20 protein-coding genes, 4 tRNA genes and 1 pseudogene are annotated in these 15,412 nt (G+C 45.9%); 17 read left to right on the forward strand and 8 right to left on the reverse strand.

Annotated features, from left to right (window positions below; all coding sequences use genetic code 11):
- Positions 1 to 50: 50 nt before the first annotated feature.
- Positions 51 to 563 carry a 2'-5' RNA ligase family protein gene (locus ABH899_RS02340; protein ID WP_369993649.1) on the reverse strand — a complete coding sequence of 171 codons (513 nt, stop codon included), beginning with the start codon at positions 561 to 563 and terminating at the stop codon, positions 51 to 53.
- Positions 564 to 727: 164 nt separating this feature from the next.
- On the opposite strand from ABH899_RS02340, the gene ABH899_RS02345 reads away from it, so the two are divergent.
- The 6 genes from ABH899_RS02345 (at position 728) to ABH899_RS02370 (ending at position 3,014) form a co-directional block, all read left to right on the forward strand.
- Positions 728 to 1,258: a phosphatidylglycerophosphatase A family protein gene (locus tag ABH899_RS02345; protein WP_369993652.1), complete on the forward strand. Its 531-nt coding sequence runs from the start codon at positions 728 to 730 to the stop codon at positions 1,256 to 1,258.
- A 126-nt stretch (positions 1,259 to 1,384) separates the two neighbouring features.
- Positions 1,385 to 1,552, forward strand: a complete 168-nt coding sequence (locus ABH899_RS02350) for a hypothetical protein (protein WP_009671780.1) — start codon at positions 1,385 to 1,387, stop codon at positions 1,550 to 1,552.
- A gap of 73 nt (positions 1,553 to 1,625) precedes the next feature.
- Positions 1,626 to 1,699 (forward strand) — tRNA-Met (locus ABH899_RS02355).
- Positions 1,700 to 1,745: 46 nt separating this feature from the next.
- Positions 1,746 to 1,819 (forward strand) — tRNA-Ile (locus ABH899_RS02360).
- Positions 1,820 to 1,825: 6 nt separating this feature from the next.
- Positions 1,826 to 1,911: transfer RNA gene (locus ABH899_RS02365), tRNA-Leu, on the forward strand.
- A gap of 161 nt (positions 1,912 to 2,072) precedes the next feature.
- Positions 2,073 to 3,014, forward strand: coding sequence for an alpha/beta fold hydrolase (locus ABH899_RS02370; protein WP_369993655.1), 942 nt, complete (start codon positions 2,073 to 2,075; stop codon positions 3,012 to 3,014).
- A 299-nt stretch (positions 3,015 to 3,313) separates the two neighbouring features.
- Here the strand turns inward: ABH899_RS02370 and ABH899_RS02375 are convergent, their stop codons facing one another.
- A complete protein-coding gene (locus ABH899_RS02375) occupies positions 3,314 to 3,493 on the reverse strand; it encodes a hypothetical protein (protein ID WP_009671779.1) in 180 nt (59 codons plus the stop codon).
- Positions 3,494 to 4,361: 868 nt separating this feature from the next.
- Positions 4,362 to 5,249: a tyrosine-type recombinase/integrase gene (locus tag ABH899_RS02380; RefSeq protein WP_369993657.1), complete on the reverse strand. Its 888-nt coding sequence runs from the start codon at positions 5,247 to 5,249 to the stop codon at positions 4,362 to 4,364.
- Between the two features lie 309 nt (positions 5,250 to 5,558).
- Between ABH899_RS02380 and ABH899_RS02385 the strand changes: the two genes are divergently transcribed.
- From ABH899_RS02385 to ABH899_RS02395, 3 genes are all read left to right on the forward strand, one after another.
- On the forward strand, positions 5,559 to 5,729 hold the full coding sequence (locus ABH899_RS02385) for a hypothetical protein (RefSeq protein WP_369993660.1): 171 nt from the start codon (positions 5,559 to 5,561) through the stop codon (positions 5,727 to 5,729).
- Between the two features lie 295 nt (positions 5,730 to 6,024).
- The gene (locus ABH899_RS02390; protein ID WP_369993663.1) at positions 6,025 to 6,477 is read left to right on the forward strand and encodes a RuvC family protein; all 453 of its coding nucleotides are present in this window, start codon (positions 6,025 to 6,027) and stop codon (positions 6,475 to 6,477) included.
- A 71-nt stretch (positions 6,478 to 6,548) separates the two neighbouring features.
- Entirely contained in the window at positions 6,549 to 7,067 is a 519-nt protein-coding gene (locus tag ABH899_RS02395; protein WP_369993666.1) for a hypothetical protein, read from the forward strand.
- A gap of 135 nt (positions 7,068 to 7,202) precedes the next feature.
- Here ABH899_RS02395 and ABH899_RS02400 read toward each other — a convergent pair whose 3' ends face one another.
- On the reverse strand, positions 7,203 to 7,592 hold the full coding sequence (locus tag ABH899_RS02400) for a hypothetical protein (protein ID WP_369993669.1): 390 nt from the start codon (positions 7,590 to 7,592) through the stop codon (positions 7,203 to 7,205).
- Positions 7,593 to 8,019: 427 nt separating this feature from the next.
- On the opposite strand from ABH899_RS02400, the gene ABH899_RS02405 reads away from it, so the two are divergent.
- The gene (locus tag ABH899_RS02405) at positions 8,020 to 8,160 is read left to right on the forward strand and encodes a hypothetical protein (protein ID WP_369993672.1); all 141 of its coding nucleotides are present in this window, start codon (positions 8,020 to 8,022) and stop codon (positions 8,158 to 8,160) included.
- A 222-nt stretch (positions 8,161 to 8,382) separates the two neighbouring features.
- Here the strand turns inward: ABH899_RS02405 and ABH899_RS02410 are convergent, their stop codons facing one another.
- Positions 8,383 to 8,865, reverse strand: coding sequence for a hypothetical protein (locus tag ABH899_RS02410; protein WP_369993682.1), 483 nt, complete (start codon positions 8,863 to 8,865; stop codon positions 8,383 to 8,385).
- Positions 8,866 to 9,405: 540 nt separating this feature from the next.
- A complete protein-coding gene (locus ABH899_RS02415; RefSeq protein ID WP_369993684.1) occupies positions 9,406 to 9,918 on the reverse strand; it encodes a DUF3231 family protein in 513 nt (170 codons plus the stop codon).
- Between the two features lie 158 nt (positions 9,919 to 10,076).
- Here ABH899_RS02415 and ABH899_RS02420 point away from each other — a divergent pair, with 158 nt between their 5' ends.
- Positions 10,077 to 10,256, forward strand: a complete 180-nt coding sequence (locus ABH899_RS02420; RefSeq protein WP_369993686.1) for a hypothetical protein — start codon at positions 10,077 to 10,079, stop codon at positions 10,254 to 10,256.
- 178 nt (positions 10,257 to 10,434) lie between these two features.
- On the opposite strand, the gene ABH899_RS02425 is transcribed toward ABH899_RS02420, so the two are convergent.
- Positions 10,435 to 10,507: transfer RNA gene (locus ABH899_RS02425), tRNA-Val, on the reverse strand.
- Between the two features lie 226 nt (positions 10,508 to 10,733).
- Between ABH899_RS02425 and ABH899_RS02430 the strand changes: the two genes are divergently transcribed.
- Positions 10,734 to 11,039 carry a hypothetical protein gene (locus ABH899_RS02430; RefSeq protein ID WP_369993688.1) on the forward strand — a complete coding sequence of 102 codons (306 nt, stop codon included), beginning with the start codon at positions 10,734 to 10,736 and terminating at the stop codon, positions 11,037 to 11,039.
- A gap of 167 nt (positions 11,040 to 11,206) precedes the next feature.
- Positions 11,207 to 11,407 (forward strand): DUF4177 domain-containing protein, encoded by a 201-nt coding sequence (locus ABH899_RS02435; protein WP_042232542.1) that lies wholly within the window; start codon positions 11,207 to 11,209, stop codon positions 11,405 to 11,407.
- A 106-nt stretch (positions 11,408 to 11,513) separates the two neighbouring features.
- Here the strand turns inward: ABH899_RS02435 and ABH899_RS02440 are convergent, their stop codons facing one another.
- Positions 11,514 to 11,711 (reverse strand): hypothetical protein, encoded by a 198-nt coding sequence (locus ABH899_RS02440; protein WP_218228432.1) that lies wholly within the window; start codon positions 11,709 to 11,711, stop codon positions 11,514 to 11,516.
- Positions 11,712 to 11,923: 212 nt separating this feature from the next.
- Between ABH899_RS02440 and ABH899_RS02445 the strand changes: the two genes are divergently transcribed.
- The 4 genes and pseudogenes from ABH899_RS02445 (at position 11,924) to ABH899_RS02460 (ending at position 15,393) form a co-directional block, all read left to right on the forward strand.
- Complete coding sequence (locus ABH899_RS02445) at positions 11,924 to 12,160, forward strand: hypothetical protein (RefSeq protein ID WP_369993692.1); 237 nt, start codon at positions 11,924 to 11,926, stop codon at positions 12,158 to 12,160.
- Between the two features lie 203 nt (positions 12,161 to 12,363).
- Positions 12,364 to 12,750 (forward strand): VOC family protein, encoded by a 387-nt coding sequence (locus tag ABH899_RS02450; protein WP_016423470.1) that lies wholly within the window; start codon positions 12,364 to 12,366, stop codon positions 12,748 to 12,750.
- A gap of 283 nt (positions 12,751 to 13,033) precedes the next feature.
- Complete coding sequence (gene glpK / locus ABH899_RS02455) at positions 13,034 to 14,524, forward strand: glycerol kinase GlpK (protein ID WP_369993694.1); 1,491 nt, start codon at positions 13,034 to 13,036, stop codon at positions 14,522 to 14,524.
- 251 nt (positions 14,525 to 14,775) lie between these two features.
- Positions 14,776 to 15,393: pseudogene (locus ABH899_RS02460) on the forward strand (superoxide dismutase family protein).
- Positions 15,394 to 15,412 lie beyond the last annotated feature (19 nt).

Genomic DNA, 15,412 nt, shown 5'->3' on the forward strand with positions numbered 1-15,412 from the left:
AAAAGGCCTTTCCGGTTAATCCGGAAGGCCTTTTTTTATTGAAGCGTTCATTACCCTTGAAGCGGGAATGAGCGGATAACGGACCATTCGCCGTTTTCCTGTTTTCCGAGCAGTTGAATACTGTCTACATTGAAGGAAAAATCCACCGGCGTGTTTTTTACACTGGCCAGTACGTCGTGCAGCTCATCGGCTCCCAATTTCTGTCCGATGGTCAGATGGGGATGATAGTTGTAAGCTTTTTCCGTATCCACGAGAGGACCCGTACAAAGCTTGTCGTGAAGATCGATGACCGGTTCCACTTGTTCCAGTGCCAGGTAAATAACGTTGTTAACCGGAAAATAAGAACTAAACCGGTTGAACGTAAGCTGGAATGGAGACACGGTGCGGCTCAGATCTTCCAAATGACTGATGGCAGCCTGAAGCTGTTCTTCGGTCCATTCTTCTTTTTCACGAACCGTAATGTGGGGCGAAATCACCCTATAATAAGGATCGAACCTTTTTCTATAACTGTTGGCAAATTCCTTAATCTCTGCGGATGGAAGAATGGCGATGCCGTACATCATATGGAATCCCTCCCTAAATTATGGTCGACTAGTTCTTATTATACCGTGTTTGTATCCCGCTCACAATTTCATTTTAAGACGATTCATTGTCCGCATACGCCCATACCCGAAAATGTGTGAATTCATATACTGAACATATCGTGGAAGTTTAAGGGGAGAAGACCGTGAAACGACAAGTTCACAGCCGGGAAATTAAAAAGGTCGTTATGCAAAGGCTGGCAGACCGGGGAGCGAGTCTGGAAGACATCGCAGAGATCGTATACGCCATGCAGGCGCCCTATCATCCCGGTTTATCGATGGATACGTGTATGCAGTCCATTCAGGCCGTATTGGGCAAAAGAGAGCTTCAGCACGCGATTCTGGTGGGAACCGAGCTGGATATGCTGGCCGAGCAGAAAAAGCTTACAGAACCGCTCCAAACCATTCTGGACACGGATGAGAGTTTATTCGGATGCGACGAAACGCTTGCGATCGGTTCCGTTTTCGGCTACGGCAGCATTGCCATCACGACATTCGGTTATCTGGACAAGGAAAAGACCGGATTGATCAAACGGCTGGATACGAAGACCGGCGGCGCCGTGCATACCTTCCTGGACGATCTTGTAGCCGCCATAGCCTCGGCCGCATCGGGAAGAATCGCCCATAGAAGCAGGGATGAACTAGAACGGGAAGCACCCGATGAAGATAACGAATAGGTGTAAATTGCGCACCTCGATGCTTTTTTATGAAAAATTCCGCTGACCGTGTTGGCCTACAAATAAGTGAATGTCTTTTTGGATATGCTATTTCTAGGCCAATAACATCATCAACGGAGTGAGGACATGCAGTGGGTATATTGGGTAAAGCTGTACGACAGTAAGTTTCAGGCAGGTGTCCTTGCCAAGCGGATGGAGGAGGACTGGTGGATTTACGGCTACGAATGCCCGTCCGAAGTTGAAGTTTTCAAATCGAAAAAAGGACGTTTCGGTGTCCGTTACTCGGTTTATTAAAAAAAGTGTTGACTTAACCGTACTTTGTATTGTATATTTATTTTTGTCGCTATACGACATTGCTAGTTACTGACGCGGGGTGGAGCAGCCCGGTAGCTCGTCGGGCTCATAACCCGAAGGCCGCAGGTTCAAATCCTGCCCCCGCAATTAATCAAATTTTTTTTGCCTGTTTTTAGCCATACATAACATATTCGGGCCCTTAGCTCAGTTGGTTAGAGCGGTCGGCTCATAACCGATTGGTCGGGGGTTCGAGTCCCTCAGGGCCCATTATAAGCCGGAGTGGCGGAATTGGCAGACGCACAGGACTTAAAATCCTGCGGTAGGTGACTATCGTACCGGTTCGAGTCCGGTCTTCGGCATCTAGGCAACAATGAGGTAATAAACAGAAAACTCCCTTCTTTCACTTATGCACACCGCAGAATGAGACAAGGGAGTTTTTTGCAGTTTATTTTTTCCTGTTAAGAAATGCCTGTAAAACGGGTAAGGGTATAGTAAAACAAATAAGCGGGGAGGCGTTACCATGGCGATACCGTTTGAGATCGTAATGGATCAAAGCAATGTCATTCGCGGAGATTTTTATCCGGCGTCTTCTATAGCAAGGGGCATTCTCATTGTCTCGCACGGTTTTAAGGGATTTAAGAACTGGGGAATGTTCCCTTACGCGGCTGCGAAACTGGCCCAGGATGTGGATGTCATTACTTTTGATTTTACACATAACGGAGTGGGAGAAGACGGGCAGTCATTCAGCGAACTGGAGAAATTTGCGAAAAATACGTACAGCTGCGAATTGGACGACTTGTCGATCTTGATCTCTGTGCTGACGGACGAGTGGGACTTTAAAAACAAGCTGCTGAAATCGGATCGCTTGAAGCCCGTTGTTTTTTATCCTCATCACAGCAGGGGGATTAATTTTTCGAACGAGGAGCATCAGCATAGGGGCTCCGCCAACCCGGTCAATAAACTTCCGGTCTTTTTGCTCGGTCACAGCCGAGGAGCGGGCGTAAGCCTGATCTACGCGTTGGACCATCCCACGGAAATTGCGGGAGTCGTCAGCTGGAACGGAGTTACGCAGGTGGACATTTTCGACGAAGCCTGCAAAGAGCAGATGCGCAGCGAAGGACGCGCCTATATCGCTAATGCGAGGACCAAGCAGCAGATGCCGCTCGATAAGGTCATCCTGGACGATCTGGAGGCCCGCAAGGAAGATTTCAACATCCTGGAACGGATGCGGGGGGCGGCGTTTCCGGTTGTGCTCATACAGGGCGAGGAAGATCACGCCAACTTGAGGGCAGGCTCGGAAAAGCTCGTTGAGAACCAGCCGAAAGTCCAGTGGATCCAAATTCCAGGTGCTAACCATACGTTCAATACGGTCCATCCGTTTGCGGGTACTTCCGCGGAGCTGGAGCAGGCTATTGAACACACGCTGCAATTTTTAAAAAGCAGAGTGGTGCCGACAGAGTAAACCGAAAGTTCACAGGTCCCGGGAGGGACCTTTTTTAATTCAGGGATTGGGTGCAGCGGTGCCTGAGTATCTACATTTGTTTCGTTTGCACTTGGGGTCGTGGCCATCTTTATTTCTTTAGTCTTAGGAAAACTAAGAGAACGAACAAGTCAAATGTAACATTAACATGATGAATTAACAGGAATAGCCCCTACTGCGAGACAAACAGTAGGGGCTTCTTATAGTATAAAGTTTTATTGTTGAGTGTATAAGACCTTCAATGAATATTGACGAACTTGGGATGACAGACTGAGTTTTCCTCAGTCCAACGTATCAAAGACGGCATTCATAAAATAGGCGACCTCTAGATCTGCCCCAGCAGCATCGAAACCAATAAATATTAAAAAGCTTTTGTACCGATTATAAATATCTGGATCATCGTCAGCACGACGATGCTGGCGGTCATAGATCAAAAAATTATTAGTCATATTACTATACATGATTATCACCTCCGATTTTATTATATAAAACAGAATTTAGTATGTATAGCTAAATATTTCAAGTTTACGTCTCAAGACTATCAACTCCTCATACCGAGCGTTTTCATAGCCCAACTAATCAGACAAGCGACCAGACGGCCAGCATTGCCGTGTACAATACGGATATGGTCAACATGAGAAAAGGACTACTGCAATCGTATCGAGTAAGCAGTTAAACGGTTGCCGCGGCTGGAGCAACGCCTGATTGAGTGCCGGTATATGGGTACAGATAGCGACTATATTACGGGACTATAATGTTTACAACGAGCAACTGAACCCGCCGATGAGTGAGACGCGTTATAGTTTCATTAGAGGTAGAGCCTTTTATAAAATTGTCCTATACCTGATCGATTCAAAGGTGGTTAAACCAAAGGATGTGAAAGAGATTCTTGAAATTGGAGAGAAGCAAACATATGAATTTTTGAATCAGTCGCCTCCACCGTTCCATATGGTTAGGATGGGAAGAAAGATTAAAATATCAGAGTGCGTTTTCAGGCGGTGGTTCGAAGGATAAGAGGCTGTTGAACGATTCAAAAATGGGTCAAAGTATCCCAAAAGTATCCCAATTCAGCATTTTGGGGCATGGAATGCCTAAAAGTAAACACCCCGTAAACAGCGAAAAACCCTTACAGAGTAAGGGTTTTTCTAGTATGACCTGAGCCGGGCTCGAACCGACGACCCCCACACCTGTCAAGATAGAGGGGCGATAAGTATGTTTAGGTGTCTTTCTATAAAACTCCTTATATATCAAGGGTTTTTGAGGTTTTGCGGATTTTCGTTCGGTAAGTAAAAGTAAGTTTCAATACCCATTTTCGTATCAATATTCGTATCAACTTCTTTTGTAAAAAGTCTGTCCGAACATGTCTGCTGTATCCTCTTGGATGTCAGGTCTGATGTGGGCATAATTATCAATCATACGTGTATCTGACCAACCGAGTCGTTCAGCAATAACTTGTGGAGTTTCCCTGTTTTTAATGAGGAAGGTCACATGCGTATGACGCAAGTCATGGAATCGAATTTTCCTTACGCCTGCTAGCTTAATAAGACGATCAAATGATCGCGTAATATTCCTTTGAGATACCGGTGTCCCTAGAGAGCTTGATACTACGAGGCCATGATCTTTATATACAAGCTGATTCTGAAATTTCACTTCTTTAGTGCGGCGCTGATGCTTTTTCAAAAACTCCATTGTTTCCCGATCTACTTTTATCGGACGAACCCCAGAAATCGTTTTAGCTCCAGTTTCGAACTCTTTACCATCATGATTAAGTATTTGTGTCACAGACAATACCCTTCGATCAAAATCAACATCCTTCCACCTTAACCCCAGTATTTCGCCCTTCCTTATGCCAGTTGTTAATGCGAGCAAGAAGACTATATAGTAGGTATCATCTTGGGCGGTTTTTAGAAACGTCTGTGCCTCCTCTAAGGACCAGACGTCCATTTCCTTCTTACGTGCTTTCGGACGGTCTACGAGAGCGACAGGGTTCTTAGCGAGCAATTCCCATGACACTGCTTTTTTAAAAGCTTCATTAATAAGTGTATGACATTTCTGTATATTTTCATCAGACAAACGACCAGTTTCATGAAGGTGGTTGTACAAGTTTTGAATATGCCGCGGCGTAATTTTAGATAATTCATGTTCCCCGAGATAAGGGACAACATGGTTATTTATAATGCTGGCGTACATTTCCCAGGTCCGTCGTTTGACGTTCATTTTCTTATCTTAGCTAAGACGCTGGCTCGGCAGTACAATTTCTGTTTTGCAATGCTTTCGCAGATGACTCGGGAGAGCGACAACGGCGAGGAACCAAAGCTATCCGACCTAAAGGAATCGGGCAGCAAGACGCGGACGTGGTTGAATTCCTTTGGCACAAGCGCGGCGACCTCGAAGATAACTGCAAGGTGGTACGTTCCTATTTCGCAAAAGGTCGGAACGTTGGGGAAAACCGATTCCGCTATAAATTCGAATGGTGGTATCAGCGGTATAAGGAACTGGAGCGAGCATCCGGGGATGGTGTGCTAGGTGGCAAAAAAAATCGAAAATGACGAGCAATACGAAAAAACCTGTGCATGGCTTGTGAACAAAGCGAAGGAGCTTGAAGACCCTCTCATGAATGAGGATGAAAAAGCGCCGTTACTTGCCAAGTATGACGATTGGTATGAAGAGGCACGAGTCTATCGTTTGAGTAAGTGAATATTTTTTTGATCTTAATGCTACTAAAAGTGTCGGAGTGTAATTGATGGTTACTGATAATGCCGTTAAACAATAAGTTGAAAGGAGAGAAACGCTATGAAATGTTCGATTCCTGGCTGCATGAGGCTAGGGCGTCTGAGATTCGCACAAGCTCCTGTACGCGAGCCTTGCCAGAAGAAGATGCAAGCAGAAGCAGAGGAATATTACAGGGTTAATTTTAAAAACACAAGCAATGGTATCGGACGGCCTCTTTATAAATCCATTTATAGCAGAACGATCCGGGAGAGGCGCGGCCATGCGATACGTGGGAATTGATCCAAGCACTATGACCGGCTTTGTAGCATTAGGTTCAGACGGAGTAGAAGTCCAGAGAACCAAAGAGTTGACGGGGAATGGCAAGGAAGACCCGAAACGTATGGTTTTCCTTGTGGATGAGGTAATGGAGCACCTAAGACAGAATGACCGGGTTTGCATAGAGGGATTTTCCTACGGATCTCAGGGTAAGTTTGTTGGTCAACAGTACGGAATAGGTTGGTTAATCCGAACTGCATTATTCAGACGTGGTCTGAAGTATGTTGAAGTCTCTCCCGGCCAGCTAAAAAAGTTCGCAAGCGGTAAAGGTAATGACAGCAAAGATAACTTAATTATTCCCATTTATAAATCATGGGGTTTCCAACATAGCAGCGATAATGTCCGCGATGCCTTTGTTTTAGCAAAAATATCTTATCATCTACAGAATCCAGCCTAATCGCAGTTGTTGCCGAAATATCGCCGCGATGTTATTAATACCATTTTAAATTCCGAAGGAGGGAATTCCTAATGAAAACGACTGTGAAAATTAATTTTACTGATCTCAATACTGACAAGAAAGATGAGCAAGTTATCAAACTTACTGTACGCGGCGACTTATCGGATGAGCAGATTTTGACTCTATACAAGTTGAAAAAGCAGGGCATCGGATTTGTAGACCTTTACTCTGCTCAGACTGACATTGACGACTTCGCAAAGGACGATGACGATCATGAAGGCATTGAGTATACAGTAAACGGTGGCGGAACGGTCGAAGTTGATGCCGATCAGCTTAGCATTGATGATTTGCCTGAGGAGAACGAGGACACAAAAGAGGATCAGGACGAAATCATATTGCCGAACGATATCGAACCAATCGAAAAGCTCATCGCGTATGGAAAAGCTCCAGCAATTGAAGGAAACGAAATCGACTTCGAGGATGTGCTGCAGCGGAAATATCGCGGAGAAAAAATGGATGACATCGCTAAGAGCCTGGGTCTAGCGACGATTACGTTGCATAGCAAACTGAGGGCACACAAAAAAACGTAGCCAAGGCCATTGAGCCAGCAGCTACGGTACAAGATTAGAGAAAAACAATTAAACATCACAGCGGTAATAATAAAAATGTTAAACTGCCACTTGCTCGCAACATTTTAACTAGCTTTCAGTTTTAATTTCTGTTTTTTATCTTGCTGCTGGTTCTCTTAATTGATTAATGATATTTGCTTTAATTTGCTGCAAATTAAACATTGTTCCTTCAACAGTAACCTTATTCCATCCACGTTGTCCACTATGACCTCTAGGACTTCTTGCATGAACACTTAATCTTACTGTTGTCGGTACCTTATATCCTGAACCTGGTACTAATTCAATAAAATTGTCCCAGGTGAGATTAATATTGGGGTCAGAACCGTTATAACTTTGAGATATCTTCAAATCTCTATCATTCAGTGTGTAACCGTCTGGCGTATTATATTCGTCTTCTAAAGAATCACAATCTCTCCTGCGACCAGATGCATCATTTCCTTCAGTTGTACACTCAGCAGATACTTTAAATGTCTCATTATTGAGCATTTAGGACACTCTCCATTTCATTTGTTTGATAAGACTATGTCAGTATTGGAAATATGGAGAAGAGGTATTCATTTTATCAAGTATTTCAATTTACCAATTTTATTCTTCGACCACTGCTGAGGGAATTAACTTTAACCCCCAACCCCAAAGAAGAGATTAATGAGTATTAGAAAAATCCCGATACCGGTACCGATCCATCCTCCTAATCTTACTAATTCAGGGTTTTGGGCCCCTTCAAAACGGGATTTAACAAACGTGTTCGGAAATATGATTTGTAGAATACTCGTCAAAATAACAATCAGTCCGAAATAGATCAAGCAGATCCCACCATTTTTTAAATATCTGAATTTAGTTAATAATACTGTTTTTGTTGGAAATGGTTTCAAGGGACATTTGAAACACAGAAATACATGGGAGGGAACACGCGATGGGACCAGGTAGACCGGCGGAAGAATGTGAAAACGAAGAATTGGTACAAGAGTTTGAAGCCGCATGCCGCGGTGGGGATTACGAGTTTTCCGAAGAATACCGGGAAGAGCTGCTGAAGCGTCTTCAAGCATCTGAATGAATAGGGTGAGAAGCATGAGCGAGAAAAAGACATGCGATAAATGCGGAAAGAAAACGTGGTTCCCTGTAATCGTTGAAAGCGGGTATTGGTGTCTTGAATGCCTTGAAGGCGACGCAACAAAATGAATACTGGAATACTTGAGTAACCAAATAACTCTAATTACGAAAAAAGGTGATAAAGATAAGACGTCGTCCAATTGTGAACGACGTCTCATAGAAACCATTAATTAACTGAAAGTTGATAGCTATAAGGGCTAACTTCTGGACTTATTGAAAAAACGCGTAATTTGTAGTTGATATTTGGGTTGTAATTAAACGTAAATTGGTACAGTTGTTCGGTATTCGTAATTATTGTTTTTTCGATATATCCACCGTTTTCATCCATTATTGTAACCCCATATTGACTTCCACCGTAAGGTGAAACTAATGAGATCAATGCAGTAGCACCTGGATAATAGGTACTTTGAGGGAAAGTTAGTAAATACCAATCAACATCATCATTATGGCTTAGTGTTCCCACCTTAGTGTATCCAAATGGATTAGTGGTTCCTGCAGGAGCTCCGGCTAGAAAAGATTCAGGGGTATAATAATTATTGTTCTGAACATCGAACTGCTCATTAATATTTGTGTTTGCAAATGCACTTTGGGCTCCAAATGCTAGCGAAGATACAGCTGCTAAAACTATTGCGACTTTTTTGAATTTCACTTCTACAACCTCCTAATAATTACTATATTTGGTTACAAGAGTTATGATAAAGCATATTCCAAATAAATTCAACTTAATAACTTAATTGTGATAAAAATGTAATAAATGATAATTAAGTCGAGTTGGTTAAAAAATAACGATGAGCAGCTCCAGTAAAGGAGTGAACACAGAAATACATGGGAGGGATCGGAACGATGGAAAAACCAAACCGAAGCGATAAATATCGGACCCTGATCGAGGGGGAAGAGAGATTCTTCCGTTACGCGGATGAAGTCATTGACCATGTTGAAGACAAAACAAGCTAAACATCAACTAGGGGAGGGTTTATATATGCGGAAAATCGTTTTTTAACTGGTATCGCGGACCGAGAAACACGGTGTGTCAGGAAGTAGAGTTCAAGGATGGCACAAGCGACGAGAAAATACAAGAAAAGTTTAATGGTTGGGTATGGGAAATGATCGGAGAAGATTTCTGGTTGTCAGAAGAGAATTAAAATCAACTAGGGGAGGAAATCCCTCCCCTAAATATCTTATTTTATGCCTAGACACCTTCAGGACGTTTAATTTGAAGAGGCGGGGGGAGAAGCCAGCCCTTTTCCTTGCTCAATTGAAGAATCTTAAAACCTAATGCAGTTTTAGTGACATGGTATTTCGCAAATAATGCACCAATATCTTCTCTGATTGATTGCCCCATTACTTGGCTGCATGCAACCAACCCGAGTGCAGTATCTGCTGATATTTTAGCTGCAATCTCAGGATCAGTAAATCTTGCTCCTACAGGGATGTCTTCGAGTTTAACCGATGGTCTATCAGGTAACTGAGGTGTGGTAGCAATTCCATTGTCAGTAAGCAATTTGTCGCACTCTTTAATTTCTAGTTTTGCCTGATCAATTTGAGCATCCAGCAATTTTTTCAAGTCTTTGTCTCCAGCATGGTTTAGGAATGCTTGGTAGCAGGACACAGCTCCCTTAGCTACCATGGAAGCCTGCCAGACACTAAAAATTTCACCATAATGCATTGGTTCATCTTTTGGATTACCGCTTAAAATTCCCATTTTATTGTCGCTCCTTCTAATCTTAATTTGTACGGCTGGTTTATTGTAACCAGTGTTACAAAATTAATGTGAAGAGGCGAAGCTAGGCATTGTCATGCCCAAAATCGTTACTTTTTAGCAATACTGTCACTATAAATAACGTAAAAGGGGGATGCAGCTTGCAAACGAAAATGACACTTGCTGATCTGCCTGAGTTTGACAAGAAGAAAACAAAAGCCGCTGTTGTCGATGCCTTTGTTAAGTACCGCATTTATAAATACGTCTCCTATGAAGCCAGAGAAGCATCAACTACAGGCAGCTATACCGAGCGCTTTCACGGCTCAACTAATCTGGTTTGAAGGAACAAAAATTGATGTTTTTGATAATAGTGAAAGCAAGGGAGCATAACCCTTGCTTTTCGTATCAGACACCTATTCGTATCAAATTCGTATCATAAGCTAATTTTGGTGCTTTTCATTAGAATAATCCAACCCTTAAACGACGAAAAACCCTTACAGAGTAAGGGTTTTTCTAGTATGACCTGAGCCGGGCTCGAACCGACGACCCCCACCCTGTCAAGATGGTGCTCTCCCAGCTGAGCTATCAAGTCATGTTTGTAAAATCTTCAGTTGTCTTAGTGACAAGTAGTATAATATCAAGAATTTAAAACACTGTCAACAACTTTTTATAAAATAGTTATAATAAGCTTATGGAAAAAGAAAAACGACTGCTGGGGACGTTTTGAATGGCATTAGACGGTTATTTGGATCACGCCTGTATGTATGGGAAGACGCAAGCTTTCCGGGAGAGGCGTGTGAAATTTTAAATTATACGAGGTGTCAAATGGAACGGATTCTCGTTTTATTTGGGGCGGGCGCATTAACGGGGAATCCGAGCTTGTTGCTCTGGAAAATTTGTCTGTTGTCATCCAGATCGTATTTATCGCCTTAATCGCTTTAAAAACGGGCTATTTACTGCCCGGCAGGTTCAAACGAACGGCCCGGATAGGGATGTGGCTGCTGTTCGGTTTCATGAACACGGCCGGCAATCTGGCCTCCATCTCCGGTCCGGAAAAGCTGTTTATGACGCCGCTGACCGTCGTACTTGCTCTTCTACCACTTAGACTGGCGGTGGAGAAATAACACCGGGCCCAGCCCCGCAGCTGTCCGAAAGAAAGTAGGCGGCTCTCGGGTCAGGGGGATTCGGATTTGACGGGCACGAAGTGTTTCTTGAACTTTCATGTTCCTTTATAATTAGAGAAGGGCGGTCAAGATGTGGCCCGATTTACAAAGAGAAGGGAAGAAAGAGGATGGAACGCTGGGAATACCAGACGCTTAAATTTTTTACAAAAGGATTTTTTGTGGGCGGAAAATTAGACCTTGACGAATTTGATCAGGACCTGAACGAAATGGGGGCTCAAGGCTGGGAGTTGATTTCCTGTTTTGACACAAGCCAGCATCAAGGATCTTCCAAAGAAGTGATCTGTGTATTCAAAAGAAAGCTATTTTAATTGAACTTCATACCGACTATTCCCCAAAAAGCCCTCCTGCCGTTTTAAAACGGTCGTGGAGGGCTTTTTCAATACCGTGAAGACAGTCAGCCGGGAGTTCGGCCGGTCAACGCTTGTCCGCCGGTTTGTCGGGGGAAGAATCAGTCGGATGCTCCCCGGAAAGATTGTCCATAATCTCCTCCACGATATCGCTCACGGGATCGGTTGCGGCTTTGTCCTCACGGTCCGGAGGGGTGTTGATGCCGCCCGCTGTATTCGAAGTTTCATTATATATGCCGACATCATCGTTCGATCGCTTGTCCATGTAAGAAAACTCCCTTCGCTATAAAATGAACGTATGGTTCTTCGCCGTGACAAGCCGGGTAACCGGTTTCGTCTCTTTAAGTTAACCGTTCCGAAGCTAATTTAAACCGTCTTAAAGTAATTATCTAAATTTTCAGATAATTGTATTGCAATAAATGGCAGGGTATTTTATAATGAAAACAGAAGGAATAACAAGAGAAAGGGTGATAAATTATGATAATGATAGTCTGGTTCATTGTAATCGCCTTTATTGTCCTTAGATTAGCTACAAGCGTGTATAATCCGCCTAAGAAGCGTAAAAACAAGCATCACTATTCCGATTCCGGCAGCAGCGGTTACACGGATTCCGGTTGGAGTTTCTGGGGAGGCGGTTCCGATTGCGACAGCGGGAGCGGAGGAGGCAGCGATTGTTCCGGAGGAGGAGACGGGGGAGGCGGCGGTGGCGATTGAAGCGCACCGGGCGCTTTTTTTAATGTTTACGGACTTTTGACGGGAAAATGAAATAGCTCCTGATGGAATCCGCTTAAAAAAGAAGCGGTTTTTTTGCGCTGCGTAAAAAACTAAGAAAATCAGGAGGAAAACTTGCTTCGTCTATTGTTTTGTCCCAAAATAAGGACAGAAAGAAGTTTACCATACCGAGAGGGGCAGAAGAGATGGCGGTTACAAAATTGGAACACGTGGGTGTAATGGTTACCGATATGGAAAAGTCGATTTCATTTTACGAATCCGTCGTAGGGTTGAAGCTGAAAGATACCGTGATCAACGGGGCGATGAAGCTGGCGTTTCTTGGCTTCGACGTAAAAGGCGAAACGGAAGTCGAGTTAATCGAAGGATACGGCGGAAGCTTAACCGAAGAGGGTCGGGTTCATCATCTGGCTTTTACGGTTGACGATATCGAAGCGGAATTTGACCGGGTCCGCAAGACGGATGTCGTGATGATCGATACGGAAATTACAACGCTGCCGAACGGATCGCGTTATTTCTTCTTTCACGGGCCGGACGGCGAATGGGTGGAATTTTTTCAAAGCACGAGAGCCTGATTTCCCATGCCTGGCCTAATTCATTCACGGCGTTTTAAGAAAATCCGGAGAGTGTCGACCGGATGTTGACAGCGTTTTTATTCCGCGTTATGCTACAAGAAAGTTAATAGCTGTGACGGAGACTATGGAGATTCATACGAAGCATCGGATATTGCAATCCGGTTGGTTTGTCGTGGATCTCTTTTTTTGCGGCCTATGGCCGGAGGTCTCCGCAGCTTTGCGAATGATGCGGCCGAAGGCCGACAAAAGGCTGTTCCGGCAGCCGGTAGGGAGGATCGGACTTATGTCATCCTATATTATGTCCATCGATCAGGGAACCACAAGTTCACGGGCGATTCTGTTTAATCACGAAGGTCAAATCGTCCATACCGCTCAGCAGGAATTCCCCCAGTATTTCCCGAAACCGGGATGGGTCGAGCATAATGCCAACGAAATTTGGGCTTCGGTTCTGGCCGTCGTTGCAACCTGTCTGATTGAATCCGGAGTAAAGCCGGAGCAGGTGGCGGGCATCGGCATCACCAACCAGCGCGAAACCGCCGTCGTCTGGGATAAAAGAACGGGTGAGCCCGTATATCACGCCATCGTCTGGCAGTCCAGACAAACCCAGCAAATCTGCGACGAACTCAAGCAGCGGGGACTGGAGGAGAAATTCCGCGATAAAACGGGACTCCTGCTGGACGCTTATTTTTCCGGAACCAAGGTAAAATGGATTCTCGACCATGTGGAGGGTGCCAGAGAGAAGGCCGAACGCGGAGAGCTGCTTTTCGGTACCATCGATACGTGGCTCATCTGGAGGCTGACGGTCGGGGAAGCTCACGTAACGGATTATACCAACGCATCGCGGACTCTGATGTTTAACATCCACGAGTTGCGCTGGGACGAAGAGCTGCTGGAGCTGCTGACGATTCCGGCGAGCATGCTGCCCGAAGTCCGTTCCTCCTCCGAAGTATACGCGCATACGAACGAATCCCATTTCTTCGGCGCGAAAGTGCCGGTAGCGGGCGTCGCGGGTGACCAGCAGGCGGCTTTGTTCGGGCAGGCCTGTTTTGACAAAGGCATGGCCAAAAATACATACGGCACCGGCTGCTTCATGCTCATGAATACCGGAGAGCAGGCCGTTACATCCAGCCACGGGCTGCTGACGACGATTGCCTGGGGATTGGACGGCAAAGTTCAGTATGCTCTCGAAGGGAGCATCTTCGTTGCCGGCTCGGCCATCCAGTGGCTCCGTGACGGGCTGCGAATGATCAAAACGGCCAAAGACACCGAAACGTACGCGTCGCGCGTAGAATCGACGGACGGCGTTTACGTGGTCCCTGCTTTCGTGGGGCTGGGAACTCCCTATTGGGACAGCGACGTGAAAGGAGCCGTTTTCGGGCTGACGCGCGGCACGACCAAGGAACATTTTATCCGGGCGACTCTGGAAGCGCTCGCCTATCAGACGAAGGATGTGCTCGCGGCGATGGAGGCGGACGCCCATACGAGGCTGAAAAAGCTGCGCGTGGACGGCGGGGCCGTGTCCAACGACTTCCTGCTTCAGTTCCAGAGCGACATGCTGGGCGTGCCGGTCGAAAGGCCGCTTATCAATGAAACGACCGCGCTCGGAGCCGCTTACTTGGCGGGCCTGGCCGTCGGGTACTGGAAAGACTGCGCCGAAATCGCCGCGCAGTGGTCGGTCGGCGGCACGTTTGAACCGGAAATGCCGGCGCAGCGCAGCGGGCAGCTGTACAGCGGCTGGCAGAAAGCGGTGCACGCCGCCATGGCTTTTAAATAACTCCACGTCTTTCGTTATTTTTACTTCTTACAATAGGTCCTCCGGAGGTTGCGCCTGAGTAGCCGGCACCGGAGAGACCTATTTGTGCTGCCTCGAAATAGCAGCCGGGCTTCCGCGGCAAGGACGTATTTCCTGTTTTTTACCAGAAAAGTTTGGCCCGGGAGACAATCCGGGTAAGAAAAAAGGAACCTGCCGCGTTTAGGCAGCGACATGTTGGCATATCCTAAATTATCGGACCAGGAGGTTTCATAATGCGAAAATCAATTCTGTCCCTGCTGCTCTCTGCGGCCGCCGTAGTGGCGATCACCGGCTGCGGCAGCGGCAACAACAAAAACGCGGGCCCGAACTCCACCATTACTCCGGAGGCATTACCTACCGCCGCAACGGCGCCTTCCGCTTCGCCATCGACCTCGTCCGGAGTCGAGATTGAGCTTAAGGACGGGCAAGGGAGCGTGGTCGGCACGGCAAAGTTTACCCAAGAGAACAAAGGGGTCCGCATCCAGGTTCAGGCTACGAAACTTGCTCCCGGAGAACACGGCTTCCATGTTCATGAAAGCGGCGTATGCGCCGGACCGGATTTCAAGACGGCAGGGGGACATTTTAACCCCAACTCCAAAATGCACGGGACGGAAAATCCCCAGGGTCCTCACGTGGGAGACCTGCCGAATCTGAAAGCGGAGGCAAACGGAGAAGCTAAGCTGGATACGGTCTCGGAAGCTTTTACTCTGTAGAAGGACAAGCCGAATTCATTGTTGAAGCAGGGAGGAACATCGCTGGTCATCCATGAAAAGCAGGATGATATGAAGTCCGATCCGGCCGGAAATTCGGGTAACCGCATCGCGTGCGGCACGATATCCGAAGGCAAATAGGCGATTAAGCTGGATGGAG

It is taken from the genome of Paenibacillus sp. RC84, from assembly GCF_041260495.1.
In the GTDB taxonomy this organism is placed as follows: Bacteria; Bacillota; Bacilli; order Paenibacillales; family NBRC-103111; genus Paenibacillus_F.

What these genes read in the sequence shown, in the direction of transcription:
- ABH899_RS02375 (WP_009671779.1), bottom strand. Translation starts at nt 3,493, where the DNA reads ATGTATAGTAATATGACTAATAATTTTTTGATCTATGACCGCCAGCAT.
- glpK (WP_369993694.1), top strand. Translation starts at nt 13,034, where the DNA reads ATGTCATCCTATATTATGTCCATCGATCAGGGAACCACAAGTTCACGG.
- ABH899_RS02405 (WP_369993672.1), top strand. Translation starts at nt 8,020, where the DNA reads ATGGGACCAGGTAGACCGGCGGAAGAATGTGAAAACGAAGAATTGGTA.
- ABH899_RS02340 (WP_369993649.1), bottom strand. Translation starts at nt 563, where the DNA reads ATGATGTACGGCATCGCCATTCTTCCATCCGCAGAGATTAAGGAATTT.
- ABH899_RS02370 (WP_369993655.1), top strand. Translation starts at nt 2,073, where the DNA reads ATGGCGATACCGTTTGAGATCGTAATGGATCAAAGCAATGTCATTCGC.
- ABH899_RS02445 (WP_369993692.1), top strand. Translation starts at nt 11,924, where the DNA reads ATGATAATGATAGTCTGGTTCATTGTAATCGCCTTTATTGTCCTTAGA.
- ABH899_RS02440 (WP_218228432.1), bottom strand. Translation starts at nt 11,711, where the DNA reads ATGGACAAGCGATCGAACGATGATGTCGGCATATATAATGAAACTTCG.
- ABH899_RS02435 (WP_042232542.1), top strand. Translation starts at nt 11,207, where the DNA reads ATGGAACGCTGGGAATACCAGACGCTTAAATTTTTTACAAAAGGATTT.
- ABH899_RS02350 (WP_009671780.1), top strand. Translation starts at nt 1,385, where the DNA reads ATGCAGTGGGTATATTGGGTAAAGCTGTACGACAGTAAGTTTCAGGCA.
- ABH899_RS02450 (WP_016423470.1), top strand. Translation starts at nt 12,364, where the DNA reads ATGGCGGTTACAAAATTGGAACACGTGGGTGTAATGGTTACCGATATG.
- ABH899_RS02390 (WP_369993663.1), top strand. Translation starts at nt 6,025, where the DNA reads ATGCGATACGTGGGAATTGATCCAAGCACTATGACCGGCTTTGTAGCA.
- ABH899_RS02415 (WP_369993684.1), bottom strand. Translation starts at nt 9,918, where the DNA reads ATGGGAATTTTAAGCGGTAATCCAAAAGATGAACCAATGCATTATGGT.
- ABH899_RS02380 (WP_369993657.1), bottom strand. Translation starts at nt 5,249, where the DNA reads ATGAACGTCAAACGACGGACCTGGGAAATGTACGCCAGCATTATAAAT.
- ABH899_RS02395 (WP_369993666.1), top strand. Translation starts at nt 6,549, where the DNA reads ATGAAAACGACTGTGAAAATTAATTTTACTGATCTCAATACTGACAAG.
- ABH899_RS02400 (WP_369993669.1), bottom strand. Translation starts at nt 7,592, where the DNA reads ATGCTCAATAATGAGACATTTAAAGTATCTGCTGAGTGTACAACTGAA.